This is a genomic window from Mesorhizobium sp. M1066, assembly GCF_040318635.1.
GTDB lineage: Bacteria > Pseudomonadota > Alphaproteobacteria > Rhizobiales > Rhizobiaceae > Mesorhizobium.
In genome coordinates this window covers 1-26,279 of the sequence record NZ_JAMYMR010000007.1, presented here as the reverse complement: position 1 = coordinate 26,279, position 26,279 = coordinate 1, and the positions used below count along the sequence as shown (strand labels likewise).

The following is a 26,279-nucleotide window of genomic DNA, read 5'->3' as shown; positions in this document are numbered from 1 at the left end:
TAGAATACGGCCATTATGCTGATATGTCGAACATTGATCAAGTTGCGCCATCGACTGCCCGAGCCCCGATCCCGGCGCTTGCCTATCTCTTGACGGGCTGCATCGCCGTCATCGGTTCGAACTCGCTTGTGCTGGGTCCGATTGCACCGGCTGTCGCCTCGTCGTTCGGAACCAGCGTGCCTGCCGTGATGATTGCGGCGGCCGCGTTCGGCCTCGGCACCTCCGCAAGCGCCCTGTTCCTGGCCCGCTACATCGACCGGCTCGGCGCACGCCGGATGCTGCAGGGGGCTTTGTTGCTGCTGGCACTGGCGCTGGTTGCGAGTGCCGCCGCACCCACGGTGATCATGCTGGTCGCGGCACAGTTACTCGCCGGCATCGCTGCCGGCATCGCCATGCCCGCGATCTATGCCAGCGCCGCGGCCATCGCTCCACCGGGCAGAGAGAGCGGCACGATCGGCGTCGTGCTGACCGGATGGACGCTCAGCATGGTCGCCGGCGTTTCGCTTTCGGCCGTGCTTGCCGATCTTGTGCATTGGCGCGCCGTTTTCGCAGCGGTCGCGGTGCTTGCGGCCCTTGCATGGATGGGGCTGACGGTGACGTCGCTCAGCGACATCAGGAAGGCCGGACCGGCGCCCGCCCCGCTGGAAGCGCTCGGCATTCCCGGAATCCTGCCGCTGCTGGTCGCATGCGCGGCCTTCATGACTTCGTTCTACGGCGTCTATGGCTATCTCGGCGACCATCTTCATGTCGGGCTCGGACAGCCGGTGAGCGCCAATGGCCTGGCGGCGCTTGCCTACGGCATAGGTTTCGGCACCGCTGCTCTGCTCGACGGCGTCATCGACAGACTGGGTGCGCGGCGCGTCATGCCGTTCGCCTATCTTCTGGTTGCCGTCGTCTACGTCGCGATGGCCACGACGAGCGGCAGTTTCGGGCTGACCTTGACCATGGTGGCGATCTGGGGACTGGCCAATCATTTCGGCCTGAATGTCCTGGTGATGCGCCTGTCGGCGCTCGATCCGTCGCGGCGCGGCACGATCATGGGCCTGAACAGCGCGGTGACTTATCTCGCAGTCTTCGTCGGCACCACCAGCTTCGGGCCGCTCTACTCCAGCTTTGGTTTTGCCATCTGCGCAATGGTCGCGGCATTGCTGATGCTGGTTGCCGCTTCGGCAGCGGCGTGGCGCACGCGGTAATCGAACGGACTTGGTCCAACCTTCTCACGGTTGACAGCAGCGCCCTGCCCTTTCATACAAAGCCGTTAATGTTCTCAGGGCGGGGTGAGAGTCCCCACCGGCGGTAAAGGTTTCGGCCTGAGCCCGCGAGCGCTTTCCGGTTTCGGAAAGGTCAGCAGATCCGGTGTGATTCCGGAGCCGACGGTTATAGTCCGGATGGAAGAGAACGAAACGGAAGCCGGCCCGCTTTTCGCGGGCTTAATCCGTATCGTGCGTCCTGATTCTGGTTCGAAACGGAAGGATGGACCCATGAATCAGCATTCCCATAAAGGCTACGAAAAAACTCGCATCGCCGTTATCCGCGCGCGCTGGCATGCCGACATCGTCGACCAATGCGTACAGGCCTTCGAGGCGGAACTGGCCGGCATCGGAGGCGAGCGCTTCACCGTCGATGTCTTCGACGTGCCCGGCGCCTATGAAATTCCCCTGCATGCCAAGACCCTGGCCGGGACCGGCCGCTATGCCGCGATCCTCGGCATCGCCTTTGTCGTCAATGGGGGCATCTACCGGCATGAATTCGTCGCAAGTGCTGTCATCGACGGCATGATGAACGTGCAGCTGTCGACTGGCGTGCCGGTGCTGTCGGCGGTGCTCACCCCACACAACTACCACGACAGCGCCGAGCACCACCGCTTCTTCTTCGAGCACTTCACGGTCAAGGGCAAGGAAGCGGCGAACGCCTGCGTGCAACTCCTGGCGGCGCGGGAGTCGATCGCGGCTTAAGTCACCAAAACGGCCGGATTTCAACCCTGCAACAAGAATTGCGATCGAGAAGAGCTCTGAAGGTTGCGGTTCCGTTGAAATCCCGCCAGAAGCATCAAGGGCCGACCGGCAACCGGCCGGCCCGCGACGTTGCGCTTGAAACCAGATACGGGAGACTATTGGGTGGCTCGCATAACACTGAGACAATTGCTCGACCACGCTGCCGAATACGGCTACGGCGTGCCCGCTTTCAACATGAACAACATGGAACAGGGCCTTGCCATCATGGAGGCCGCCGAGGAGACCAAGTCACCGGTCATCCTGCAGGCAAGCCGCGGCGCCCGCGCCTATGCCAATGACGTGGTGCTGGCCAAGCTGATCGACGCGCTGGTCGAAATCCACCCCGACATTCCGGTCTGCATGCATCTCGACCATGGCAATAACGAAGCCACCTGCGTCACCGCTATCCAGTACGGCTTCACCTCGGTCATGATGGACGGGTCGCTGAAGGAAGACGGCAAGACGCCGGCCGACTACGCCTACAATTCCGGCATCACCAAGCGCGTCGTCGACATGGCGCATTGGGGCGGCGTGTCCGTGGAAGGCGAGATCGGCGTGCTCGGCTCACTGGAGAGCGGCGGCGGCGAGCAGGAAGACGGCCACGGCGTCGAAGGCGCGATCAGCCACGACCAGCTTTTGACCGATCCCGAACAAGCGGTCGAGTTCGTCAAGGACACCCATGTCGATGCGCTGGCGGTTGCCATGGGCACCAGCCACGGCGCCTACAAATTCTCGCGCAAGCCCGACGGCGCGGTGCTGGCCATGAACGTCATCGAGGAGATCCACCGCCGGCTGCCGAACATGCATCTGGTCATGCACGGCTCGTCCTCGGTGCCCGAGGACCTGCAGGAAATCATCAACAAATATGGCGGCCAGATGAAGCCGACCTGGGGCGTGCCGGTCGAGGAAATCCAGCGCGGCATCAAGCACGGCGTGCGCAAGATCAACATCGACACCGACAACCGCATGGCGCTGACCGGCGCGATCCGCAAGGTGCTGACCGAGAACCCGAGCGAGTTCGATCCGCGCAAATATTTGACACCGGCCATGGCGGCCATGCGCAAGCTCTGCAAAGAGCGCTTCGAACAGTTCGGCACCGCCGGCAACGCGCAGAAAATCAAGCCGCTGCCGGTCGCCGAAATGGCCAAGCGCTATAAGTCGGGCAGCCTCGACCCGAAGTTCGGCTGAGCTCCAGCGATTTATCCCAGAGCTGCCAGAAGCATCCTGGCAGCTCTGGCGATGGCTGTTTTACTCCGGAGTCTCGGCCTCGGCACGAACCAGCTTGATATCTGCGCCAGCCGCCCATGCGCCGATATCTTCCCGACGCAATGCCGCCGCCATCATGTCTGGAAACAGATCCGGCGTGCAGGCAAAGACCGGAATGCCGAGGGCGGCCACCGAGCCTGCCATCTTCGGGTCATAACCCGGCCTGCCCTGGTCGGTCAGCGCCAGGAGCACCACGACGTTGACGCCGGAGCGAACGAGTGCAGCAAGCCGCTGCAGCAATTCCTGCCCGTTGCCGCCCTCATAAAGGTCAGTGATCAGCACCATATGCGACTTGGTCGGCCGTTCGATGCGGTCCGCGCAATAGGCCACGGCCTGGTTGATGTCGGTGCCGCCGCCCAGTTGCACGCCGAACAGGACTTCGACAGGATCGCTAAGCTCCTCGGTCAGATCGACGATTGCCGTGTCGAAGCAGACAAGCTTGGTCCGCACCACCGGCAGGGAGGCCATCACCGCCGCGAATATCGAGGCGTAGATCACCGAGCTTGCCATAGAGCCCGACTGGTCGACGCACAGCACCACCTCATCCAGGTCGACCAGCCTTCGCTGTTTGCGCATGAAGCCGACCAGCTTCTCCGGCACGATGGTCTTGTGCTCGGGCTGGTAATGGCGAAGGTTGGCTGAGATCGTACGCAGCCAGTCGATGTCGCGCTGGCGTGGGCGGTTGGTGCGCTGCGATCGGTCGACCGCGCCGCGTATCGCCTCGGCTGTCTTCTGTTCCAGCCGCTGCATCAGCTTGGCAACGATATCGGCGATGATCGTGCGCGCAATGTCCTTGGTCTTGGCCGGCATGACCGAGCGGAGCGAAATCAGGTCGGCGACGAGATTGACGTCGGCCTCGATCGCTTTGAGGAATTCCGGCTCCATCAGCATCTGCTTCAGGTTGAGCCGTTCGAAGGCATCCTTCTGGACGATCTGGACGACCTGTGCGGGAAAGAACGACCTGATATCGCCCATCCACTGTGCCACCCTTGGCGCCGAGCGGCCGAGGCCGCCGCGCCGCTTGCGCGGATCGGCAGCCGCATCGCCGGCACCATCGCCGTAAAGCGCATCGAGCGCCGCGGAAAGCCGCTTGTCGGTGTCGGACAGCGCTGACGAGGTTTCCTCATCGGCACCGATCGCCATGCGCCAGCGGCGCTCCCGTCCGTCGCCGGCTTGCATTGGCTCGCTGATTTCGGCCTCGTCATCCATAGCCGGCCTCGCTCATCAGCAGGGGTCCAAGCCGTTCCAGATGCCGGCGCCACGTTTCGCCGCCATCCGGAGTCGGCGTCAGTCCGGCAGGCAGCCGTGCGGTGCGGCCGAGCACCGCTTCGATCAACCGTCGCCGCTCCATCGAGTCCAGATGCGAAAAGACCCGGCGCAGCAACGGCAGATGGGCAATGAAGGCGTCTCCGTCGAGGGATGCGAGCCAGGCGTCCACCGCACCGCGCAGGCCCTCGTCGTAGATCAGCCGTTGGCCGGCAGTGCTGAAGAAACCCTCGAAGAACCCTGCAGCCTCGGTGACCGGCGTTCCTGGAGACAGACGTCGTGCGATCAGACCGGTTGCCGCGTCGGCTGACAAATGGCCGGCTTCGTAGAGCAGATGCGCGGCACAGCCTGCCACCAGCGCCGTCGAGCGCGATCCATCGAGCACCGCAGCCAGTCCATTGCGCCAGGTGTCCAGCACGTCCTGTTCAGGCTCGACCAGACTGATCGCTTCGTCGGCCTTGCGCATGGCGCCGACCAGCGTCGTGGATGCCTGGGCATCGAGGTCGCGGGCGGCATAGGCAAGTGCGATCCCGCCTTCGACGATCAGCCGCTCCAGGAGGCCGGACAGACGGGCGGTTTCCGTCTTGCGAGCCTCGCCGTAGCGGATGATGTCGGCGAGCGGCGGCACCGATGTCAGGATTTCCAGGCATTCGCTGCTGCGCGCCGCCCGTTCCTCCAATGCCGCGAGACCGGCCGCCGACGCTTCCGACAGGTTTGCCGTGATGGCGCCCTGGACCAGTGCGGCCATCGCATCAAGAGACGTCGCCGCGCCGATTATCTGGATCAGCCGGCCATTGGCCGCCTTTTCGATGGTTGGTCCGTAGACCAGGTTCTCGACCAGTCGAACGGCATATTCAGGTTCCCACGACAGCATCCAGCGCTCGCGAAAGGTGCCGCGGCTGCGGCCGCTGTCGGTCAGCTTGCCCCAATGCACGCCAAGCACGGACAGCCGGTGCAGCAAGGTCGACCGAAACAGCCCGCTCTCGCTGCGCAGATCGACCGACAATTCGCGCTCCAGCGCCTCGGGCTTCAGCCGTGCCGCCTTCTGGTTGCGCTGTAGGTCCTCGATCAGCGGCGCCAGCGGCGTGTCCGGCGGAATTTCACCGACATCGGCGCCCAGCAGCAATTCGGCTTCGACCAGCGCCCACAGCAGCGCTTCCCCGTTGAACAGGGCGGCGATCGCGGCGTCACGCAATTCCTCGAAACCGGGCTTTGGCCGTTCACGGATCACAGCCAGCGTGCGGGCCAGCCGTTCGGCTTCGATCAGCGAGGCGGTCGAGACCATGTGCCCCTTGGCCCTCAGGACCGCCGCGATCTTCGCCAGCCACAGGACCGAGGAGTCCCCTCGCCCGCGCGTCTGCCACAGATGCTTGCACCAGCCGGGCGCGACAACGCCGGCGCCATAACCGAAGCCCAGCGCCAGGCGCGGCCCCGTCCACGGCGCCCAGGTCATCATGCTTTTGCGGCGGGCGAGCCCCTTGAGTAGCGCCTGGTCCTCCTTCAGCGGTCGCGTCGCCTGCAGTGCCGGCACATGGAAGGCACCGCAAACGATAGCGACCGGCCCATCGAATTCCTTTCGCGCGGCGGCGATTTCAAGTCGCATATGCGCTTCGCGCTTTGCCTCGAATTCGGCAAGCGGACCTTCGCCTTCGCGCAACGTCGTCATCGCGTCGGCTATTGCCGCGAAGATCGGGCCGGGCTCAGGGTTCTGCTCGATGATATCAGCCCACCAGCTTTCGCCATCTTCATAGCCGGCAGCTTGTGCCAGCGTTCCGATCGGGTCCCGCAGATGCGGCGCCAAGTCAGCCTCGACGTTGGCTTCCGTTCCATCGCTATCGGTTTCCCCCACGACCTCAATCGGCGCAGTGCGGGCTGAAGACGGCAAATCGATGAAGCGCACTGCCGCATTGTTGGTGACGGCCCAGAGCGTCGCCTGGTACTCCGGCGAGAATTCGGCGAAGGGCCAGAAGCTTGTCGAGGCCGGATCGTCTTCGGGATAGCAGAGCAGCGCCACCGGCGGCTGCATTTCGGGGTGGGCCAGCAACGGCAGCAGCGGGCTGGCGTCGGCCGGTCCTTCGATCAGCACGGCGACCGGTTTCAACTCCTGCAACGCCTGCACTAGGCTGTCGGCGGAGCCTGGCCCGTGATGGCGTATGCCGAAATAGGAAACGTCGCTAAGCGCCATGGCGTCAGATCGCCGCGTTCAAGGCCGCGTAGTAGCCGGCATAGTCTGGCCGCTTCTTGAGCACGGTTTCCAGATACTCCTCCAGCACCAGTTTGTCCTGCACCGGATCCTTCACGATCGCACCGACGAGGCTGGCGGCAAGACCTTCGGCGCCGAGCTTGCCGCTGTCGAACCAAGCCGCCTGGCTGAGGCCGCCGACCATGGTGGCAATGGCTTCGGCCGTGGACAGCGAACCGGACGGCGTCTTCAACGTCACCTTGCCGTCGGCTGTAGCGCCGGAGCGCAACTCGCGAAAAATGGTCAGCACGCGCGCGATCTCCTCACCGACATTCTTCGGCACCGGCAGGTCAAGACCGCCGGCCATCTCGCCGACCCGCTTGGAGACGATCGCCACTTCCTCCGCCATGTCTTCGGGCAAGGGCAGTACGACGACGTTAAAGCGGCGCTTCAACGCCGAGGACAGCTCGTTGACGCCCTTGTCGCGGTTGTTGGCGGTGGCGATGATGTTGAAGCCGCGCTGCGCGTAGATCGAGGTGTTGAGTTCCGGGATCGGCATCATCTTTTCGGACAGCACGGTGATCAGCGTGTCCTGCACATCGGAGCCCATGCGCGTCAGCTCCTCGAGGCGGCAAAGCTTGCCGTCCTGCATGGCGCGGTAGAGCGGCGTCGGCACCAGCGCGTCCTGGCTTGGGCCCTTTGCCAGAAGCTGTGCGTAGTTCCAGCCATAGCGGATCTGGTTCTCGTCGGTACCAGCCGTGCACTGCACGATCAGGGTCGAATCGCCCATGATGGCGGCGGCGAGATGTTCCGACACCCAGGATTTGGCCGTGCCGGGAACACCCAGCAGCAACAGCGCGCGATCGGTGGCGAGCGTCGCCACCGCGGTTTCCATCAGCCGGCGCCGGCCGACATATTTGGGCGTTATCACTGTCCCGTCGTCAGCCTTTCCGCCGAGCAGGTAGGTAAGGACTGCCTTTGGCGAAAGGCTCCATCCGGCAGGCCTTTGCCGGTCGTCATTGCGCGAGAGCGCCTGCAATTCGGCGGCATAGGCCTGCTCGACCGGAAGACGGATGGCTGCGTTCATTAGCTGTTCTCCGGATTGATCATGTGTCGGTTAAGGCTCGGCCAGCGCTGCGTTGAGGCGCAGAAGACCGAGTGACGGCGCTGCCGGCGCCATACCGGCCGCAACGACGTCTCCGATCAATTTCTCCGCCGTCGCCGCCGTGGCGAGAAAGCCCATAGTTTCCAGGAGCTGGTCGACGCCTCGCTTCACAGCGTCATCGTTTCCTGCAACAGCGGAGCGAAGCGCCGCGAGCGTCTGGCCGTTTGTCAGGTCGGCCCATTCCAGCCAGCTTGCTTCGAGGCCCTCGGCCAGATTGAGCGCGCCGAGATGTTGCGTGTCCTTCAGGATCGACCTGACCAGGACACGCTTCCTGCGGCTGTCCAGACGCGCCATGAGGTGGAGGACGAAGAGTGCGGGCTTGTCACGTTCGGCGACAAGCGTATCCGCCATGTGCGTCACCGCGGCGTCGCTGCCCGATGCGGCGACCATTCGGGCAACAAGGATATCGGCATTGCTCTCGGCGCCGAATTGCCACGCCCCGATAAACTCGGATTCGGTGGTGCCGAAGCGCGTGGCGAGGTCAACCAGGTTACAGGTCTCGAACAGTTCGGCGCGACGTCTTTCCTGCGCCGGCGATTTGAGTTTTGCCGGCGTGTAGGTGGTGCGGCGGCGGATGAAGCCGGATTTGCCTTCAGCGATGAAGGCAGCGAGTTCGGCCGTCGGATCTTCCGGCCCGCCATCGCCTGGCGAGCCGTGCTCTCCCAATCTTGCCAGCAACCGGCCAGCGAGCTCGCGCAGCTTGCCGGAACGATCTGCGGAGAGGCTCTTCAGGAATGGCACGTCATCGGCGCCCAGGCCGAAGCGCAACAGGTCGACGAGTGCAATCCTGATCTCCGCCGGCTCTCCGGAGGCCTTGGTTTCGATCAGCTGCCTAGCCGAAGCCGGTGCGGTGCGGCGCATATCGGCGAGCGCGGTGCGGCGTGCGGCGGGATAGAAGTCATCCCAGTTTTCCACCGTCAGATGCTCCTGGCTTGCAGGTTTTTCGCCGTCCGCGCCTGCCTGCCAGTCGATCCAGGGTGCATAGACGTCCGGACTGCTCTGATCCGACGCGGCTGGCATCCAGTCCATCGGATGCAGCACGAAGCCGCGGCTGGCGACGAGCGTGACCACACGCGACTTGCTTCTTGTGTCGGCGGCATGCTTTAGCGCGGCTCGCAATAGCGGCCGCAGCCGTTCCGGCAGCATCGGCAAGGCGAGTTCGGGCAATTGCGGGCGGCGTTTCAGCGTCTTTGGCGCGGCTGGCCGCAAGGCGATGTCGAGAGCTTGTGCGGCGATCGCCAGCAGCCGGCGTTCGCGCTCGTCGGGGCTGGCACCGCCGGCGATTTCCTTCCACGCGCCCGGAGCCAGGTCGAAGGTGATCCCGCCGGTGATCCAGCAGTCGCGCATGGCCGCCAGGCCGGTCTGCTCGATCTCGTTCACGACAGGTCAAGCCTACCGAAACCGCTTTGCGCCGCCAGCAGGTCAAGCCGGCTGCCATTCCAAAGTGCTGCCGTTGCCATAAGGTCCAGCCCAAGCAGCGTTGGATTGACGGTGTCGGCAATCGGCAAGGCGATACCATGCGGATCGCCGGCGGCTTGCCACCAGGCGGCACCCCGATCGTCCAGCAGGATCGCGCCGGGCGGCAGCATGACAGGACAATCGGTGAGCCAAGGGGCTGCGTTCTGGTGAGCAGCATGCGCCGCGAGCGGATCGGCTGTGTGAAAGCCGAAATCGGGCCACTCACCTGTCGGGACGTCGCCCTTGCGGTCCGCCACCAAGGCCCGCAGCGGCTGGCGTGCCGGGTAAAAGACCAACCTGGCATCGAACCGGTCGCCCGGTGTGAAGGCGTTCGAACGGCGACCGGCCGAGGCCGGAAAATAGTCGAGCAAGAGAGCAAATTGCGGGCTCGCGCTCTTCAGGTCGAGGAGCCAGGTCGAATGGCTGACGAGACCGTCACGGCGCGACTCGATCTTCTCGCCAAGCACCTCCCAGACGCTTTCGACCTGTTTGGCATCGGGATTGGCCAGAACCTGCTCACGGCTTTCGGACGTAGATACGAGCCGCCTCAGTTCGGCGTCGCCTGGTGTCGATCGCCAGGCCTTGGCCACCAGCACAAGCTTGCCGAGTTCGCGGATCGCCGCGTCCGGGCGCTCCTCGCTGCGCAGCCCCATCAGCCGTGACGGAATCTCGTCGATGCGGCCGGCAAGCGCTGTCGCCTTCATGTCGACCAGCCGTGCAGCAATCCGGCGGCAACGGTCACTGCTGTTGTCGACAAAACCGGCCAGGCCAAGCCGCAACTGGTCAGCGATCCATTGATCCAGCTCATCCAACGCCGCCGACACCGCGGATTGCGTATCCAGTGTCCGCTTGCGCTGCGCTGCCTCGCGGCGCTCGACCGCAGCGGCGTCCTCGATGTCTGCGCTTTCGTCGTCGCGCGAGGCCTCGCTAATGCTCTTGCCTCCCGCACCGGGCGCTGGCGCCGCCGGCTGCGGCGAGGCCTTCCTGCGGCGGCCGAGCCAATCATTCACCCATTCCGGGGTCGAGCCTGCGGCGGTAAAACTGGCCGGCGTGGTGGCTGCAATCCACATCAGCGCCAAAGTGTGCTTGCAGGGAAATTTCCGCGACGGGCAGGTGCATTTGTAGCCATGGTCGCCGGTGTCGACGACCACACGATAGGGATTGGAGCCGGAACCCTGGCATTCCCCCCAGAGGAGCCCCAGTTGGTCGCTCTTTTCGAGCCGTGGCCAGTTCGATTGCCTGGTCAACCTGGAAGCGGCGCTCAACGACGCCTGATCGGGCGCAAGCGCTTCGATGGTTTTCAAGTCGAATTCCAAGCCGCGCCTCTCGTCGCTCGAACGATACGGGTAGCCAGTATAGATGGCCGTCTATGACGGATTCTTGTAGCAGCAACCGTACAGAGATCGATACAGCTGAACACAATAGTTGCGCCAGTCAATCTGATCCGTCGGCAATGCAATTGCTATTCAGCGATGTCTCCCCCGAGAAATTACTCTTGGCGAGGATAAACGCGCGATATGACTTATTGAAGTGTCCGCGCCGGCTGACCGGCGTGGTCGCGCGCGATGCCGGCTTCGGCATCCTCCACACCAAACGCACGGTCGAGACCCGTCGCCACCACCGAGACCCTGAAGCGGCCCTCCATGCCCTTGTCGAAGATGGCGCCAACGATGATGTCGGCATCCTCATAGACCTCTTCGCGGATGCGGGTGGCGGCCTCGTCGACCTCGAACAGGGTCATGTCCCTGCCGCCCGATATCGAGACCAGCACGCCCTTGGCGCCTTTCATCGACACTTCGTCTAGCAACGGGTTGGCGATCGCGGCTTCCGCCGCCTTCATCGCCCGACCCTCGCCGGAGGCCTCACCGGTGCCCATCATGGCGCGGCCCATGTCGCGCATCACCGATTTGACATCGGCGAAGTCGAGATTGATCAGGCCTTCCTTGACGATGAGATCGGTGATGCAGCTCACGCCGGCATAGAGCACCCGGTCGGCAATGACGAACGCATCGGCGAAGGTGGTCTTGGCATCGGCGATCCGAAACAGGTTCTGGTTCGGGATGACGATCACCGTGTCGGCGCTCTCGCGCAGCCGCTCGATGCCCTCTTCGGCCATCTGCATGCGGCGCCGGCCTTCAAAGGTGAACGGCTTGGTGACGACACCCACCGTCAGGATGCCAGCCTTGCGCGCCGCCTGGGCGATGATTGGAGCCGCACCGGTTCCCGTGCCGCCGCCCATTCCGGCGGTGACGAAACACATATGCGTGCCGGCCAGATGATCCATGATCTCGTCGAGCGATTCCTCGGCCGCGGCGCGGCCGATCTCGGGAAGCGATCCGGCGCCCAATCCTTCGGTGACGTGGGCGCCAAGCTGGATCAGCCTGGACGCCTTGGACATGGTCAGCGCCTGGGCGTCCGTGTTGGCGGCGATGAATTCAGTGCCCTGAAGCTGCTCCGCGATCATGTTGTTGACGGCATTGCCACCGCCGCCACCAACGCCGATCACGGTGATCTTGGGTCTCATCTCGGAGATTTCGGGCTTCTTGAACTCGGCCATGCCTGTGTCTCCTTCGCCAATTGCGCGCGCTTCACGACCCACCCGCAGACTGCCTTGAAACCTTGCAATCGAGTGGCATGATGCGAATCACTCCGTTGCGATGGGTAGCCCAAAAAGCCAGACAGCGGCCAGAGGTGCAAGTGCATGCGAGGTCAAGATTTGTGATGACCGTTTTGCACAGCGTGGCAGAGACGCATATGCCTGACAATCAAGCCGTCGGCCTTGGTGCGACGCGTCGGCTTGCCGGGCAGCGATCGAAGCGTCTATCATGTGCTTGATAAATCGCTGACTTCGGCGTTCTCGCCGGGCTCGGCCACGCAGAATTCCCAGCGGTGAAACCAGCCGGCCGCACAGATTTCTGAACCGATGAAGCAGCGCCCCCGCCAATGGCCGACAAAACACAATTCGGGTTGACCGCCGTCGACACCGTTCCCTTGCATGAAAAAGTCTATCTGGAACTTGTGCGGGCACTGATGTCCGGCCAGTTCACGCCGGGCCAGAAGCTGACGTCGCGAAAACTCGCAAGGGAACTCGGCACCAGCGACATGCCGGTGCGCAGCGCCTTCATGCGGCTGCAGGCGCTGCGGGCGCTCAGCCCGATGCCGAACGGCAGCGTCGAAGTGCCGGCGATATCGGCCGAGCGGTTTTCGCAGTTGACCGCGGTGCGGACTATCCTCGAAGGCTCGGCGACCGAACTGGCGACAAAACGCATCAACGGCAACAATCTGCGCACGATCCGACGCCACGCCACCGACCTGACTTTGGCGGCCCGCAAAGGCGATATCGATGATTACCTGCGCAAGAACCACGACTTCAAATTCTCGATCTATCGCCATTGCGGCAACGAGCAGATGATCTTCCTGATCGAGACCGTATGGATGCAGGTCGGCCCTTTCCTCAGGAACCTTGCCACGGGGTTCGAGGATGACCTCGCCTCCATCCTCGACATTGACTTTCACGAGGAAGTCGTCGCCGCGATCGAGGCTCAGGACTGCGAGCGCGCCCGCGCCGCCATCGTGCGCGACATCAACGAAGGCGCCTCGCATATCCTGCGGCAGGCGAGATTTCCGCAGGCGAGAAACTGATGTGTGTCGCGTTCGTGCGGATTCGGGCGACGCCACTTGGCTTTCCGGCCTCTTGCCTCTATGTTGCGATCGCAGATCGCGCAATTGGTTTTGAAATGCCTCCCGACATCCCGGCTAGTGACTTGAAAAAATAAGGAAAAGCGCTTGGCGAAAGCCCAGTCTGTTTTCCTAAAACTCACAAGCTATTTTTATCAGGGACAGTGCAGCCGGTCAGGTTGCGGCACCTTCGAAAACCAGAGGTTATAAATTGAGCGATGCAATTGCGGACGTTTTGAACTGGCTTGAAAGCAGAACCGACATCCAGAGCCTGAGGGCCGCGGTGTGCGACCTCAACGGCATCATGCGTGGCAAGCGCATTCCGGTCGAGCAGGCAAGGAAGGCGCTGGAAGGCAAGCTGCGCATGCCTTATTCGCTGATCGGGCTCGATGTCTGGGGCGAGGATATCGAAGGCAACACGCTGGTTTTCTCGACCGGCGATGCCGATGGACTTTGCCAATGGACGGGGCGCGGCATTCTTCCGGTGGCCTGGACAGCGCATCCGACCGCGCTGATCCCGCTCTGGCTCGCCGACGAAAACGGCGCGCCCTATCTCGGCGACCCGCGACGGGCGCTGGCCCGCATCCTCGATCGCTACAAGGCTTTGGGCCTGACCCCGGTCGCGGCAACGGAACTCGAATTCTACCTCGTCGATCCGCAGTCGCAGCGGCCGGTCGGACCTGTCTCGCCGGTGACCGGGCGCCGTCTCGATTCCGATGCGGCACTGTCGATCGACGAAATCGACGACTTCGAATCCTTCATCCATGACGTCTATGAGGCCTGCCGGACGCAAGGCATTCCCGTCGACACGGCCATCGCCGAGAACGGCGTCGGTCAGTTCGAGATCAATCTGAACCATGTCGCGGACGCCTTGCGGGCGGCTGACGATGCGGTGCTGTTCAAGCGCACGGTCAAGGGCATTGCCCGCAAGCACGGTTTTGCCGCCTGCTTCATGGCCAAGCCCTATGGCGACCGGGCCGGCAATGGCTTTCACGTCCATTTCAGCCTGGTCGACGGCGAAGGGCGCAATGTCTTCGACGACGGCACCGACCAGGGCTCGGAGATCATGCGTCATGCGGTCGGCGGCCTGCTGGCGGCAATGGCTGAGAGCACGCTGGTGTTCGCACCACACTTCAATTCGTACCGCAGGCTACGCCCAAGATCCTACGCGCCGACCGCGGTCGCTTGGGGTTATGAGAACCGCATGGTCGCCATCCGCATTCCCGGCGGACCGACCGCTGCGCGCCGTATCGAGCATCGCGTTTCGGGAGCGGACGCCAATCCCTATCTGGTGCTAGCGGCCATATTGGGCGCCGCACTGACGGGCATTGAAAGACAAATATCGCCAGGCGATCCGATCGGCACCGACGGCCAGGGCCTTCCGCCGGCAAAGCTGCCGCCGGACTGGGCGTCGGCGATCGCCGCCTTCGAGAGCGGGACGCATGTGGCGGAGATTTTTCCAGCCATCCTGCGCGACTCCTTCGTTGCCTGCAAACGCCAGGAATTGAACACGTTCGCGCTCAACGTCAGCGATTTCGAAATCGAGACATACCTCGAAAGTGTTTGAGGCCCGATTGCCCCGGCGGCATTGGTTCCGGCCGATTTTCGAGCAGCCGCAAAGCACTTGCGGTGGGGTCGCTAACCGGGCATAAACATGATGGTTTTTATCATGTATTATGGCTGGGATCACAGGACTTGACCTTCGTTGCGCGCATGGAAAGCCGGATTGAGGGCTTTTCAGTCATTGGCGACCTGAAATGGCATGTCTGGGACGGCGTGGTCGCCGACCTCTGGGATGTCTCATGCGGTGACAAGGCCGAAGGCTATTACGTCTCTCCCGACCCCCGGCTGTTCGTCGCGCTCGATGTGGATGGCGATGGCGCTTTCTTCGTCGAAGACGCCAAGGGCGAATTGCGCCGCCACGACCAGGCTTTTTCCATGGCCTACATACCGGCCGGCGTGCCGATCCGCGGCCGGGTCGAGGGGCTGCGGCGGATCCGGCATCTCGACCTGCATTTCGACGCCGCAGTGCTGACGCGCCGCTTCGGCCGCGGCCTTGACCACGAGGCCTTGCGGATGTCGCGCTTCCAGTTTCGCGACGACCGGATCGCCATGCTTGCCGGCCTGATCGCCGCCGAATGCGGCAGCGACCGGCCTCTGCATGATCTCTATGGCGAGGGTCTGCTCAATGCCTTGTTCGCAAGCCTGTTCCAGATCGACCGGCCTGATACCCTTAGGCGGCGGTCGCCGCTGTCGCGCCGCAAGCTGCGCCTCGTCACCGACTACATCGACGCGCATTGCCTTGACAGGATCCGGCTTGCCGATCTCGCCGCGCTGACCGGCCTGTCCGAAACCGCGATGAGTCATGCCTTCAAGGCGGCGACCGGCGTGCCGCCGCATCGTTGGCAGATGAAGGCGCGGGTCGACAGGGCCAAGGCGATGATGGCGCGTGACGCCGCTTCACTTGGCGACATCGCCGAGGCAACGGGTTTTTTCGACCAGGCGCATCTGACGCGTGTGTTCAAGTCGATTGTCGGCGTGACACCCGGCGCCTGGATGAGGAGCACCAGTCGCCAGTGACATTTCCGCAACATCACACCGCGATGTCCCTCGTTTGGACAAGAATGGACAAGCCGCCCAATTCCGTCCAATGACCCGCAGATAAGTTGAGATAAATTATCAAGTATCTCAATATCGACAGGCGGGGACTTTCCTGATGAGCAGAACTTACCGGATGAAGGCGCTTCTGGCGGCCAGCGTCGCCGCAGCCGCGATGATCCCGCCAATGGCCGCGTTCGCGCAGTCGGTGCAAACCAGCACCCAGCTTGAACCGGTGGTGGTCGAGGGCGAGGCCGGCGATGGCGCGACCGGACCGGTTAAAGGCGTCGTCGCCAAAAAAAGCAGGACCGGCTCCAAGACGGCGACCGACATCAAGGATATCCCACAATCCGTGTCGGTGGTCGGCCGTCAAGAGATCGACGACCAGGGCGCGCAGAAGGCTGATGAGGCCTTGCGCTACACGGCCGGCGTCTTCGCGCAGCCCTTCGGCCCCGACAGCGACACCAACTGGCTGTTCATCCGCGGTTTCCAAGCCACGGCTGATGGCACCTACATGGATGGGCTGCAACTGTTCAGCTACGCCTTTGGCGGCTTCTACGTCGACAGCTTCGGTCTCGAGCGAGTCGAAGTGTTGAAAGGGCCGGCGTCCGTACTCTATGGCGGCAGCAATCCCGGCGGCCTGGTCAACTATGTCAGCAAGCGCCCGGATGGCAGGCAGCGCTATATCGAGACAGGCGTCAACGATGCCGGCAATGTCTATCTGGGCTTCGACATCGGCGACGTCGACGGCAATGGTGTTGTCAGCTACCGGGTAACGGGCAAAGTCGCCGGCGGCGACACCTACAGCGATTTGCAGAATGGCTGGCGCGGCTTCATTTCGCCCAGCATCACCTGGCAGCCCGACGAGCAGACCAAGCTGACGGTACTGGCCAACTACAGCCACATCGATGAGAACCACAATGGCGGCAGCTTCCTGCCTTACATCGGCACTGTAACGGATCGGATTACCGGCGGCGTGAATTACGGTCGAATCGACCCAGATGTCAATTTTACCGAGCCGAGTGTCGATCTCTACAAGCGCGAGCAAGGTTCGATCGGCTACGAGTTCGAGCACACTTTCGACAACCAATGGACGGTGCGTTCCAACATGCGCCTCAGTGCGGCCTCGATTAATGAAGTCAACGTCTACGCCAACGGGTGGGCGAGCGCGACGCAGCTCAATCGCATCAATTTCGGTCACGATACCGACGCCACGACATTCCTGTCGGACCTGCAGATCGAGGGCAAGGTGGAGACAGGCGCTGTGGAACACACGCTGCTGGCCGGCATCGACTACAAATATTACAACATCGACCAGGTGCAGTCGTCGGCGCTCTTCGGCACAACCCCTCCCATTGATGCTTTCGACCCAATCTACGGCGCGCCACTGACGCCACGAGTCAGCTACCTCAATCAGGACTTGACCCAGAAGCAGCTCGGCTTTTACGCGCAGGACCAGTTGCGCTTCGGCGACAGCTGGCTGGTGACGCTGAACGGCCGTTACGACCGTGGCTGGCTCGACGCCGACAATCGGCCGACATATTACTCGGCGAGTTCCAGCACGCAGAACCAGACTGTCGGCGACTTCTCCGGTCGCGCGGGCCTCGCCTATGAGTTTGCCAATGGCGTAACCCCCTATGCCAGCATTGCCACCTTCTTCAACCCGCTCATCGGCACCGACGCCAACGGTAATCTGTTCAAGCCGGAAGAAGGCGTGCAGTACGAAGTCGGCGTCAAATATGTGCCGACCTTTGTCGATGGCCTGTTCACCCTGTCGCTTTTTGACCTGACCCGTCAGAATGTACCGTCGAACGTTACTTTCTTCACGCAGTTGCAAACCGGCGAAGTGCGCTCACGCGGTATAGAACTGGAAGGCAAGGTCAACGTCACCGAGGATTTCCGGCTCACCGGCGCTTTCACCGCCTATGACATCGACATCACCAAGGACGCCAACCCGGCGCTGATTGGCAAGACGCCGTTCATCGTGCCAGAGGTGATGGCCTCCGCCTCAGTCGATTATACTTTTCGTGGCGGCTGGTACGACGGCATCTCGATCGGCGGCGGCCTGCGCTACGTCGGCTCCTCATGGGCAGACAACGCAAACAACAACAAGGTTCCAGCTGTCACGCTGGCCGACTTGAAGCTTGGCTACGACAAGGAGACCTGGGGTGTCGATCTGAACATCACCAATCTGTTCGACAAAACCTATGTCTCCAGTTGTCAGACCACCACTGTCGAAGCCTGTTCTTATGGCGAAGGCCGCTCATTCAAGCTGAAGGCGCATACGACTTGGTAGCCATGTGCCGAATCCGCCAGTGATGATCCATCTGCCCAACAGACGGCAGGTGCTTGCGCTGGCGGCCGCGGCATTGCTGCCACCGGTCGCCGCCAGGGCGGCGGCGATGCGCGTTGCCGCGATCGACTGGGGCATGCTGGAGACGTTGCTGGCGCTCGGCATCGAGCCGGTGGCGGCGACCGAACTGATCCAGTTCCGCAAGATCGCGGTCGAGCCGGCGGTTCCTCAATCGGCAACCGATCTCGGGCTGCGCGGCGCGCCCAATTACGAGCTGCTGCGCATCGTCGCGCCTGATCTCATCGTGATCTCCAATTTCTACGAGTACCAGCGCCCGATGCTGGAGCGCATCGCGCCGGTGTTTGCGCAAACGGTGTACGAGGCCGGCGTGCCACCTTATGCGTTCGCCGAGGCGGCGACACTGGCCCTGGGCGAAAAGCTGGGACGGCAGGCCGAGGCGAAGCGCTACGTCGATGAGACGGCGGTCGAGATCACGCAGCTTGGCGCCACCTTGCCCCCCTCCCCCGCGCGGGTCTTCGTCATCAGTCTCGGCGATAGCAGGCATTTTCGAGCCTTTGGCCGAGATTCCATGTTCGGCGATGTGCTGACGCGTCTCGGCCTGGTCAATGCATGGACCGACGAGACGAGCTACAGCGCGGCGGCACCCGTCGGACTGGAGGCGCTAGCGCGCGTGCCCGAGGCGTCGATCCTGATCGTTTCGCCACTGCCGGCGGATGTCGGGCGTTCGCTTCCTACAAATGCCTTGTGGAACGCGCTACCCGCTGTCCGCCAGGGGCGTGTTGCTGTGCTGGATCCGGTCAACCATTTCGGTTGCCTGCCATCGGCACGCCGCTTCGCGCGTCTGGCGACGGCCGCCCTTGCCGGGCAGAGCCATGGCTGAGCGTGCCATGAACGATCGCACCGCGACGAGTGCCGCGCTGTCGCCAATCGCCCTGTGGAGCTTCCTGGCGGCGCTGGCCGCCCTCCTCTTCGCATGGCGCGTCGGCATGCAATGGCCGGCCGCACCGCCGGGCGACGGCATTGATCTCGACAGCGTCATCCTGGTCTACAGCACGCTGCCGCGCGCCGCCGTGGCGGTGCTGGCCGGCGCGGTGCTCGGCCTGTCCGGCCTGCTGTTGCAGCATGTGCTGCGCAACCCGCTGGCCGAACCGTCGACGCTCGGTATTTCGGCCGGCGCGCAACTGGCCATGACGATCGCCTCGCTTTACGCACCGCTGCTGATGGAGCGGTCGCAGGGCCTGGTCGCCTTCGCCGGTGGCATCGCCGCGGTGCTGCTGGTGCTGGCATTGACCTGGCGGCGCGGGCTGGAACCGGTCTCCGTCGTGCTCGCCGGGATGATGGTGGCGCTGACCGCCAGTTCCGTCAGCGCAGCACTGATCCTCGCCAATGGCGAGTACCTGTTTTCGCTGTTCATCTGGGGCGGCGGATCGCTGGTCCAGCAGGACTGGGAGCCGACCATCGCGCTGACGATCAGGCTGGCGGCCGGTGTGGTTGCCGCATTGATGCTGCTGCGGCCGCTGACCATTCTTGGTCTCGACGATGCCTCGGCACGCGGCCTGGGCGTCGCCCGTCACTCAAGCCGCTTTCTCATCATCGCGCTTGCCGTGTGGATGGCGACGTCAGTCGCGGCAGAGGTTGGCGTCATCGGGTTCGTCGGCCTTGCAGCGCCGGCGCTGGCCACGCTTTCGGGCGCCCGCACACTGCGCCAAAAACTGATCGCCGCGCCGCTGATCGGCGCCGTGCTGCTGTGGCTGACGGACGGGCTGGTACAGCTGGCCGCCGGTTCCGGTGGTGAACGCATTCCGACCGGTGCCGGCACCGCCCTGCTCGGCGGTCCGCTGCTGCTGTGGCTGTTGCCGCGGCTGCGCCTTTTCGAGTGGCCGCATCTCGGTTCGAATGGTACCGCACCGCGCAAGGCCAGCCGGCCCTGGCTCATCATCCTGCTTCTGCTTGCGCTGGCGCTTGTCGCTGCCATCGTGGCGCTTGTCGTCGGGCGTGGCCCGGACGGCTGGTCTATTGCTGGGGGAGACCTGTTAACCGATCTCGCCGCGTGGCGTGCGCCGCGGATCGGCGTGGCAACTGCCGCAGGTGCCATGCTCGCGGCCGCCGGCGTCGTCATCCAGCGGGTCACCGGCAACCCGCTGGCAAGCCCCGAAGTGCTGGGAGTCGGCACCGGCGCCGGTGCCGGCCTGACAGCCGTGCTGATGGTCAGCGCCACGGCCAGTCTCGGCTGGCAGCTCGCCGGCTCAGCCCTAGGCTCACTGGCGGCCTTGATTGCCATGCTGGCCCTTGCCGCACAAGCAAAGTTCGGTGCCGAGCGGCTGCTGCTTGCCGGTATCGCCATGAGCGCGCTGTGCAGCGCTGCGATCACCGCGACGATCGCGATGGGCAACGCGCAGTCCTACATTCTGTTGCGCTGGCTGAGCGGCTCGACCGGCCAGGCGTCGGCGCTCGATGCAGGGCTAGCACTCGCCTGTCTGTTGCCGCTGACGTTGCCGCTGTTCCTTGCCGCCCGCTGGCTGGATATCCTGCCGCTCGGGTCCGACAGCGCACGCGGGCTGGGCGTGCCGGTTGCCGGCGGACGGCTGATGCTGATCATCGTTGCCGCGCTGCTGACTGCGCTGGCCGCCATGGTCGTCGGGCCATTGAGCTTCGTCGGCCTGATCGCGCCACACCTTGCCCGTCTGGTCGGCTTTTCCCACGCCCGCGTCCATCTCGCCGGAGCGATGCTTCTGGGCGCCCTGCTGATGATCGTTTCGGACTGGCTGTCGCGCATGGCGGCCTTTCCCTACGAACTTCCCGCCGGCCTGTTCGCTTCGCTGCTTGGCGGGCCGTACCTCGTCTACCTGCTTGCCAAGGGCGTGCCGCGCCAAGGCTGACGGGTTCCGAAATGCTATGAGGTTCTATCCATAGGGCTAGGCCAGTGCGGCCAAGCTGGCGCGCATCGATCGGTCATGTTCCGGCAGCCGCGATACAGTCGACAGGCCGCGGGCTTCCTGGGCACCGAAGCCCAATCGGTTCAGACAGGCTCTTGCCAAGGCCGCATTGCTGTCGATGACGACCAATCCATTGATATCGTTGAGGCTGGCGGCCACCACCGACAGTTCGGTGCAGCCGAGCAGGGCGGCATCGGCGCCGGCCGCTTGCGCGATGTCGAGCGCGCGCTCGGTTTCAACCGCCGCATCCGCGATCGAACCCGCCTTGACGAGGCTGATCGCGCTGTCGACGCACGCCTGAAATTCGGTGTTCGCGGGAAGGCAGAACTCAAATCCCGCCGCCGACATCCTGTGCTGATAGAAACCGGAGACCAGCGTGCCCTGGGTGGCGAGTATCGCAACCCGGCCCGGCTCCAGGCTACGACGCGTCTCCGTCACCACAGCATCTCCGATATGGATGATTTCCGCGCGCGAATTCGCCGCCAGTTGGCCGTACCAATGGTGGGCGGTGTTGCACGGCATCGCGATGCGGGCGACACCGAGCGCATTGAGCGTCGCGACCGCGGCTTTCAAAGGCGCCAGCGGCCCGTCATGGCCGGCAAGGATCGCTTCGGTCCTGTCGGGCAGCTGCGGGACACTGAGGATCACGGCAGGCACATGTTCGTTGTCCCTAAGCGCCTGGGTCATCCGGGTCAGCTTGAAGTAGAAATCAGCCGAGGCAAGCGGCCCGAGACCGCCGATAATGCCGAGCTGGGGACGGATGCTGTCGTCGATCATCCGACAGGCTCGGCTTCGAGCTGGTCCGAGGCGGCGTCAGGCTGCGTCGTCTCCCTGTGGCTGGGAGCGATCATTGCCGTGCTCGCCGCGACGGTGCAAACGCTGGCCAGCGTCATGAACGTGTCGACGGCTGCATCCACCGCGACGAACAGGACGAACGCCGCCTCGAAGGGAAGCTTCAGGTATCCGCAGACGATGGACATCTGCGACAGGATGAGCAGGCTGCCCATGCCGCCGGTGGTGAGCGCGAGAAGCGCTGAGATGATACCGACGAGCACGAGGTCCGAGACTGCAAGCTGGTGGCCGTAAAGCTGGGCGATGAAAAGCGCACCCGAGGTGTAGAGCAGCGCTGGGCCTGTCCGCAGCAATGCCGCCTGTAGCGGCACCAGCAGTTCGACCACCACCAGGCTGAACCGCAGGCGCTCGCTCAAAAGGTTGATGACCCAAGGCAGCGAGGCGACCGTAGAGCGTGTGGTGATGGCCACCATGAGAAGGGGCTGGCAGGTCTTGATCGTGGTCCAGTAGCTTCGTCGCGACCGGATGGCGATAATGGCAAAAGCCCCGGCAACGAATATGAGGCAGGAAAGGCCCATCACCAGCAGGTAACCGCCCATCAGCGTGAGCGGCTTGGTTCCGGTCGACGCGGTCTGGTCCGCGATCAGGATGAAGGTTGCAAAGGGCAACCCCCAGATGAACCAGTTGGTGAGCACCGTGCAGGCCCGGTAGACGGCGTTGAGCGCCTGGGTCAGGCTCATGGACGAGGGCTGGGGAATCTTCCCCATTGCGAGCCCGAAAAGCAGGCAGAACAGCAAAACCTGAATGGTCTGGCCCGAGGCCAGCGCGTTGAAGACGTTGTTCGGCACCAGGTCGAGCAGGATCGAGTGCCCGCCATTGGGATCCCCATTGGAGGCTGGCGGCTGGAACGGGAAGGCGAGATCGGTGGATACGCTGCCTTGCGAATTGATGAACTCGCCAAGCTCGATACGTGACTGGGGATTCTCGATCTGGCCCGGCTGCAGGATCAGCGACAAGGTGCCACTCACCAGCACGCTCAGGAACGACACGACCAGCACGGCCATACCCACCTTGCCGAGGTAGCGGACCGATTTCGGGTCCTGGACCATCGCCGTGATGGAGAAGATGACCGACGAGACCAAATAGGGCAGGACGACCATCTTGAGGAAATTCAGGTAGAGCTGTGCGACAGGGCTGATCGCATGGGCAAAGTCTGGATAGTAGAGGCCGCACAGTATCCCTGCAGCAATCATCACAATCGTCGTCACGGGCGAGCGCAGGATACGCCTTGCCGCGAGGCGCCAGTCGAAAGGCAGGGGTCCGGCTACGTCGGAGATGGCCATTGTCAGGCTTTGCTCCCCAGGCGATAGCGGGCGATGATCTCATCCGTGTTGAGAATCTGCTGACCCCGCGCGAGATCGAGATACAGATCGACAAAGGCCGCGAGATGCGGATTGTCCGGCCGCACGCCGACTGCGATCGTATCGACCTTGTCGGTCAGCGTGATGGAGCGCGCGACGACCGTCATCGACGGATCGTCGACCATCAGCTTCTTGATCTCGAAATCATCGCGATAGGCCATGTCGATCGTCCCGTTTCGGATCGCATCGATGATCAGGTCCCAGCTTGCCAGGCGGTGGATTTGCGCATGCGGGAAGGTCGTGGCCGCATAGGTGGCGAATGAAGAGCCCTCGATCACGCCAAGATCGCCTGAGAAGTCACGGACGATCTGTTCGGGCGGCTTACCTTGCGCGATACGCGCCAGGTTGAGGCGGTTGGCGATCAGCCCTTGCCGCAGCATGGCGTAGGGGCGGGAATAGATGATCGACCGGCCGCGCTGAAGCGTCCGGCTGAGCTTGCCAATCGCCATGTCGGCCTGCCCGGAACTGACCTGTCTGACGATATCGTCGAACGTTGCGGCGGATCGATCGAACACCGGCTCGACGCCAAGCGCCGCGGCGATGCCGTGGGCCAGTTCCATGTCTATGCCATCGTCCCCCGATCCGTCGGCCGGGAAGAACGGATTGGAAGCGAAGGCCGGCATTGCGATGCGCAATGCATCGCCGCTCGCGATAGGTTGAGGGGCGCTCTCCGCCTGCTGTCCCAGAGTGCTGGCTGCCCGGGCTTGTGAAATCAGCAACCCGCCGCTCCCGGCCGCAAGCAGTGTACGACGTGTAACCGACATGCGCGTTCTCAATTAACCCGGGAAAGCTGCAACATGCACAACCGGCGTTAAACAAACGTATATATTACTCTATGTCTTTTTATGTATTGGATAAGCAGCTTAGCGCCACAAAATATCAGCATTGCCTAATATGCAAGGAACGGCGGAAGGATCGCATTACTTCCCGCCCGCCGGTCAGCTGGATTGTCAAAACGTCTCGACCCAGGGCCGCAACTCAAGCTCCGAGCTCCAGGCGCTGCGATGCTGGCGATGGGTTGTGAGATAGGCCTCGGCGATGGCATCCGGCGACAGGCGGCGGTCCGGCCGGTCGGGATCGGCTGCCTGTCCGGGCGGCTCGATCTGGCCGTCGATGATGAAGTGGGCGACATGGATGTTCTTCGGGGCGAGTTCGCGGGCCATGGACTGCGCCAGGCCGCGCAGGCCGAATTTCGGCATGGCAAAGCCGCCCGAGCCGGGAAAGCCCTTCACACTGGCGGTGGCGCCGGTGAACAGGATCGAACCGGATCCCCGCACAAGCAGCCGGCGCGCCGCCTGCTGGCCGACCAGGAAGCCGCCATAGGCGCCGACCAGCAATGCCTGTTTGACCGCTTCGGCATCGAGCTCGGCGATCGGGCCGCGTGTGCGTGCGCTGGCGTTGAACACCACGAGCGCCAGCGGGCCGGCCTTGTCGGCGGTGTCGAACAGCCTGGCGACGGACGCAGCGTCGGCGACATCCGTCTCAACGGCCAGCGCACCGGTCTCATCGACCAGAGCGCCCAGCTTCTCGACGTTGCGGGCGGCCAGAACCACGCGAAAGCCTTCCCGGGTGAGAAGGCGCGCAAGCGAGGCGCTCAGACCAGCGCCCGCGCCTGCAATAACGGCCACATCGGATGTCATGATTTCTCTCCCTTGCGGATTTCGGCGGAAGCGTTTCGCCAGATCGAGCAAGGTCGCGCCTTCGCGCATGATAGGCAAGAGGTGGCATTGCCGCTGTGTTGAGCCCAAACGACCGCAGAACCGGCGTTGCGCGGTCCAGCATCGCCTGTGGCGCTACGAAGGCCGCTCGGCCTTCAGCAACGAGACCGCCACTTCGAAAGTGGCAAGGCTTGGACCTTGCCCGCCAACCGGATTCATCCGACCGACATTTTGACGGTAGAATCGTTAGGCTTCGTAAAGCTGTCGGCGATCTCATCAATGGGGACTGGAGCATGGTCCCGAAAAGTGGGAAACGGTTTTCGGAAAAGATCATGCTCAACGAGGAAACGACCATGGAACCAATCTGGGCTATCGGCCTGATGACCGGCACGGTGCTGGACGGCAACATCGACGTCGCGCTGATCAAGACCGATGGCGAGCAGATCGAGGATTTCGGCACATATCGGCTGATGCCCTATCCCCCATCTATCCGCTCCCTGCTGGAAGAAACGCTGACGCAGGCGCGGGCGTGGAATTTCGTCGGGCCGGAGCCGGCGATCTTCCGCACCGCAGAGCAAGCCCTGACGCGCGCGCAGTCGGCGGCCGTCAAGGAGTTGGTCGAAGGCTATGGCATGACGATGGCCGATATCGGCATCGTCGGTTTTCACGGCCAGACCGTTTTGCATCGCGCGCCGCAGGTTGGACATCTCGGCCAGACAAGGCAGCTCGGCGATGGCGAGCTGATGCATGCCATCTTGGGCACCAAGGTCGCATACGATTTCCGCTCGGCCGACATACGCGCCGGCGGGCAAGGCGCGCCGCTGGCCGCGGTCTATCACACCGCGCTGATGCGCAGCGCCGGCGCCAATGGCGAGGTCGCCGTACTCAATCTCGGCGGCGTCGCCAACATCACCTGGTGGGATGGCGCCGACAATGTCGTCGCCTTCGACACCGGACCGGCCAACGCGCCGCTGAACGATTTCATCAAGTCGAAGGGGCTCGGCGAGATGGACCGCGACGGCGCGCTTGGCCGTGCAGGTAAGGTGGACGAGGCCCGGCTGGCCAAGCTGTTGCAGCACCCTTATCTGAGCAAAGCCTACCCGAAATCGCTGGACCGTTTCGACTTCGGTGCCGCGATGGCGGACGGCCTGGATGCCGAGGATGGTGCCGCCTTGCTCACCGCCTTCACCGCCGGCGCCGTCGGCAAGGCACTCGACCTCTTACCAAGCCGGCCTAAAAAGCTGGTGGTCAGCGGCGGTGGTCGCCATAACCCGACCATGATGGCAATGCTGGCCAGCCGCGCCGGCGTCGAGGTGGTGCTGGCGGAAAGCCTCGGTTGGAGCGGCGATGCGGTCGAGGCGGAGTGTTTTGCCTTCCTCGCGGTTCGCGTGTTGCGCGGCTTGCCGATCAGTTTCCCGAGCACCACCGGCGCGCCGCAGCCGATGCGTGGCGGAAAACTCGCCGGCTAGAGCGGGATGAATTTAGGTTGGGCATAGCCTGCCTCTGTGAAGTAATTTCGGCATTCGGTTGACGTGACGGTGCCGAGGATTT

Annotated in this window: 20 protein-coding genes and 1 riboswitch; of the genes, 10 read left to right on the top strand and 10 right to left on the bottom strand. The window is 63.5% G+C overall.

Going from position 1 to position 26,279, the window contains the following annotated elements:
- The first annotated feature begins 23 nt into the window (after nt 1-23).
- The 3 genes from NKH52_RS12430 to fba all read left to right on the top strand — a co-directional run bounded on the left by NKH52_RS12430 (nt 24) and on the right by fba (nt 3,182).
- On the top strand, nt 24-1,193 hold the full coding sequence (locus NKH52_RS12430) for an MFS transporter (protein WP_352736275.1): 1,170 nt from the start codon (nt 24-26) through the stop codon (nt 1,191-1,193).
- A gap of 66 nt (nt 1,194-1,259) precedes the next feature.
- Nucleotides 1,260-1,404, top strand: a riboswitch (FMN riboswitch).
- 77 nt (nt 1,405-1,481) lie between these two features.
- Nucleotides 1,482-1,955: a 6,7-dimethyl-8-ribityllumazine synthase gene (locus NKH52_RS12425; RefSeq protein WP_352736276.1), complete on the top strand. Its 474-nt coding sequence runs from the start codon at nt 1,482-1,484 to the stop codon at nt 1,953-1,955.
- 162 nt (nt 1,956-2,117) lie between these two features.
- Entirely contained in the window at nt 2,118-3,182 is a 1,065-nt protein-coding gene (gene fba / locus NKH52_RS12420) for a class II fructose-bisphosphate aldolase (RefSeq protein WP_013532928.1), read from the top strand.
- A gap of 60 nt (nt 3,183-3,242) precedes the next feature.
- On the opposite strand, the gene NKH52_RS12415 is transcribed toward fba, so the two are convergent.
- From NKH52_RS12415 to ftsZ, 6 genes are all read right to left on the bottom strand, one after another.
- Nucleotides 3,243-4,469 (bottom strand): VWA domain-containing protein, encoded by a 1,227-nt coding sequence (locus tag NKH52_RS12415; RefSeq protein WP_352736277.1) that lies wholly within the window; start codon nt 4,467-4,469, stop codon nt 3,243-3,245.
- Nucleotides 4,462-6,711, bottom strand: coding sequence for a DUF5682 family protein (locus NKH52_RS12410; protein ID WP_352736278.1), 2,250 nt, complete (start codon nt 6,709-6,711; stop codon nt 4,462-4,464). Before NKH52_RS12410 ends, NKH52_RS12415 begins: the two co-directional genes overlap by 8 nt.
- Before the next feature lie 4 nt (nt 6,712-6,715).
- Nucleotides 6,716-7,795, bottom strand: coding sequence for an ATP-binding protein (locus NKH52_RS12405; RefSeq protein ID WP_027036087.1), 1,080 nt, complete (start codon nt 7,793-7,795; stop codon nt 6,716-6,718).
- A gap of 30 nt (nt 7,796-7,825) precedes the next feature.
- Nucleotides 7,826-9,253 (bottom strand): DUF5691 domain-containing protein, encoded by a 1,428-nt coding sequence (locus NKH52_RS12400; RefSeq protein WP_352736279.1) that lies wholly within the window; start codon nt 9,251-9,253, stop codon nt 7,826-7,828.
- Nucleotides 9,250-10,635, bottom strand: a complete 1,386-nt coding sequence (locus NKH52_RS12395) for an SWIM zinc finger family protein (protein ID WP_352736280.1) — start codon at nt 10,633-10,635, stop codon at nt 9,250-9,252. Before NKH52_RS12395 ends, NKH52_RS12400 begins: the two co-directional genes overlap by 4 nt.
- 218 nt (nt 10,636-10,853) lie before the next feature.
- On the bottom strand, nt 10,854-11,888 hold the full coding sequence (gene ftsZ / locus NKH52_RS12390) for a cell division protein FtsZ (RefSeq protein WP_352736281.1): 1,035 nt from the start codon (nt 11,886-11,888) through the stop codon (nt 10,854-10,856).
- 386 nt (nt 11,889-12,274) lie between these two features.
- Here ftsZ and NKH52_RS12385 point away from each other — a divergent pair, with 386 nt between their 5' ends.
- From NKH52_RS12385 to fhuB, 6 genes are all read left to right on the top strand, one after another.
- The gene (locus NKH52_RS12385; RefSeq protein WP_352736282.1) at nt 12,275-12,973 is read left to right on the top strand and encodes a GntR family transcriptional regulator; all 699 of its coding nucleotides are present in this window, start codon (nt 12,275-12,277) and stop codon (nt 12,971-12,973) included.
- A gap of 247 nt (nt 12,974-13,220) precedes the next feature.
- Nucleotides 13,221-14,576, top strand: a complete 1,356-nt coding sequence (locus NKH52_RS12380) for a glutamine synthetase family protein (protein WP_352736283.1) — start codon at nt 13,221-13,223, stop codon at nt 14,574-14,576.
- A 128-nt stretch (nt 14,577-14,704) separates the two neighbouring features.
- Nucleotides 14,705-15,589: a helix-turn-helix domain-containing protein gene (locus tag NKH52_RS12375; protein WP_352736284.1), complete on the top strand. Its 885-nt coding sequence runs from the start codon at nt 14,705-14,707 to the stop codon at nt 15,587-15,589.
- 136 nt (nt 15,590-15,725) lie between these two features.
- The gene (locus NKH52_RS12370; protein WP_352736285.1) at nt 15,726-17,903 is read left to right on the top strand and encodes a TonB-dependent siderophore receptor; all 2,178 of its coding nucleotides are present in this window, start codon (nt 15,726-15,728) and stop codon (nt 17,901-17,903) included.
- A gap of 22 nt (nt 17,904-17,925) precedes the next feature.
- A complete protein-coding gene (locus NKH52_RS12365; protein ID WP_352736292.1) occupies nt 17,926-18,801 on the top strand; it encodes an iron-siderophore ABC transporter substrate-binding protein in 876 nt (291 codons plus the stop codon).
- On the top strand, nt 18,794-20,800 hold the full coding sequence (gene fhuB, locus NKH52_RS12360) for a Fe(3+)-hydroxamate ABC transporter permease FhuB (protein ID WP_352736286.1): 2,007 nt from the start codon (nt 18,794-18,796) through the stop codon (nt 20,798-20,800). Before NKH52_RS12365 ends, fhuB begins: the two co-directional genes overlap by 8 nt.
- 36 nt (nt 20,801-20,836) lie before the next feature.
- Here the strand turns inward: fhuB and cuyB are convergent, their stop codons facing one another.
- The 4 genes from cuyB to NKH52_RS12340 form a co-directional block, all read right to left on the bottom strand.
- Nucleotides 20,837-21,634, bottom strand: coding sequence for a cysteate racemase (cuyB, locus tag NKH52_RS12355; protein WP_352736287.1), 798 nt, complete (start codon nt 21,632-21,634; stop codon nt 20,837-20,839).
- Nucleotides 21,631-22,992: a dicarboxylate/amino acid:cation symporter gene (locus NKH52_RS12350; RefSeq protein ID WP_352736288.1), complete on the bottom strand. Its 1,362-nt coding sequence runs from the start codon at nt 22,990-22,992 to the stop codon at nt 21,631-21,633. Before NKH52_RS12350 ends, cuyB begins: the two co-directional genes overlap by 4 nt.
- A gap of 2 nt (nt 22,993-22,994) precedes the next feature.
- Nucleotides 22,995-23,834 (bottom strand): substrate-binding periplasmic protein, encoded by an 840-nt coding sequence (locus tag NKH52_RS12345; RefSeq protein WP_352736289.1) that lies wholly within the window; start codon nt 23,832-23,834, stop codon nt 22,995-22,997.
- A gap of 186 nt (nt 23,835-24,020) precedes the next feature.
- Nucleotides 24,021-24,710 carry an SDR family NAD(P)-dependent oxidoreductase gene (locus NKH52_RS12340; RefSeq protein WP_352736290.1) on the bottom strand — a complete coding sequence of 230 codons (690 nt, stop codon included), beginning with the start codon at nt 24,708-24,710 and terminating at the stop codon, nt 24,021-24,023.
- Nucleotides 24,711-25,081: 371 nt separating this feature from the next.
- On the opposite strand from NKH52_RS12340, the gene NKH52_RS12335 reads away from it, so the two are divergent.
- Nucleotides 25,082-26,197, top strand: a complete 1,116-nt coding sequence (locus NKH52_RS12335; RefSeq protein WP_352736291.1) for an anhydro-N-acetylmuramic acid kinase — start codon at nt 25,082-25,084, stop codon at nt 26,195-26,197.
- Nucleotides 26,198-26,279: the final 82 nt, after the last annotated feature.

Bases quoted from the DNA above. Each gene is read 5' to 3' on its own strand.
- NKH52_RS12345 (WP_352736289.1), bottom strand. From the start codon at position 23,834: ATGTCGGTTACACGTCGTACACTGCTTGCGGCCGGGAGCGGCGGGTTG.
- NKH52_RS12335 (WP_352736291.1), top strand. From the start codon at position 25,082: ATGGAACCAATCTGGGCTATCGGCCTGATGACCGGCACGGTGCTGGAC.
- NKH52_RS12405 (WP_027036087.1), bottom strand. From the start codon at position 7,795: ATGAACGCAGCCATCCGTCTTCCGGTCGAGCAGGCCTATGCCGCCGAA.
- NKH52_RS12350 (WP_352736288.1), bottom strand. From the start codon at position 22,992: ATGGCCATCTCCGACGTAGCCGGACCCCTGCCTTTCGACTGGCGCCTC.
- NKH52_RS12385 (WP_352736282.1), top strand. From the start codon at position 12,275: ATGGCCGACAAAACACAATTCGGGTTGACCGCCGTCGACACCGTTCCC.
- fhuB (WP_352736286.1), top strand. From the start codon at position 18,794: ATGGCTGAGCGTGCCATGAACGATCGCACCGCGACGAGTGCCGCGCTG.
- ftsZ (WP_352736281.1), bottom strand. From the start codon at position 11,888: ATGGCCGAGTTCAAGAAGCCCGAAATCTCCGAGATGAGACCCAAGATC.
- NKH52_RS12430 (WP_352736275.1), top strand. From the start codon at position 24: ATGTCGAACATTGATCAAGTTGCGCCATCGACTGCCCGAGCCCCGATC.
- NKH52_RS12340 (WP_352736290.1), bottom strand. From the start codon at position 24,710: ATGACATCCGATGTGGCCGTTATTGCAGGCGCGGGCGCTGGTCTGAGC.
- NKH52_RS12415 (WP_352736277.1), bottom strand. From the start codon at position 4,469: ATGGATGACGAGGCCGAAATCAGCGAGCCAATGCAAGCCGGCGACGGA.
- NKH52_RS12410 (WP_352736278.1), bottom strand. From the start codon at position 6,711: ATGGCGCTTAGCGACGTTTCCTATTTCGGCATACGCCATCACGGGCCA.
- NKH52_RS12425 (WP_352736276.1), top strand. From the start codon at position 1,482: ATGAATCAGCATTCCCATAAAGGCTACGAAAAAACTCGCATCGCCGTT.
- NKH52_RS12370 (WP_352736285.1), top strand. From the start codon at position 15,726: ATGAGCAGAACTTACCGGATGAAGGCGCTTCTGGCGGCCAGCGTCGCC.
- cuyB (WP_352736287.1), bottom strand. From the start codon at position 21,634: ATGATCGACGACAGCATCCGTCCCCAGCTCGGCATTATCGGCGGTCTC.
- NKH52_RS12365 (WP_352736292.1), top strand. From the start codon at position 17,926: ATGATCCATCTGCCCAACAGACGGCAGGTGCTTGCGCTGGCGGCCGCG.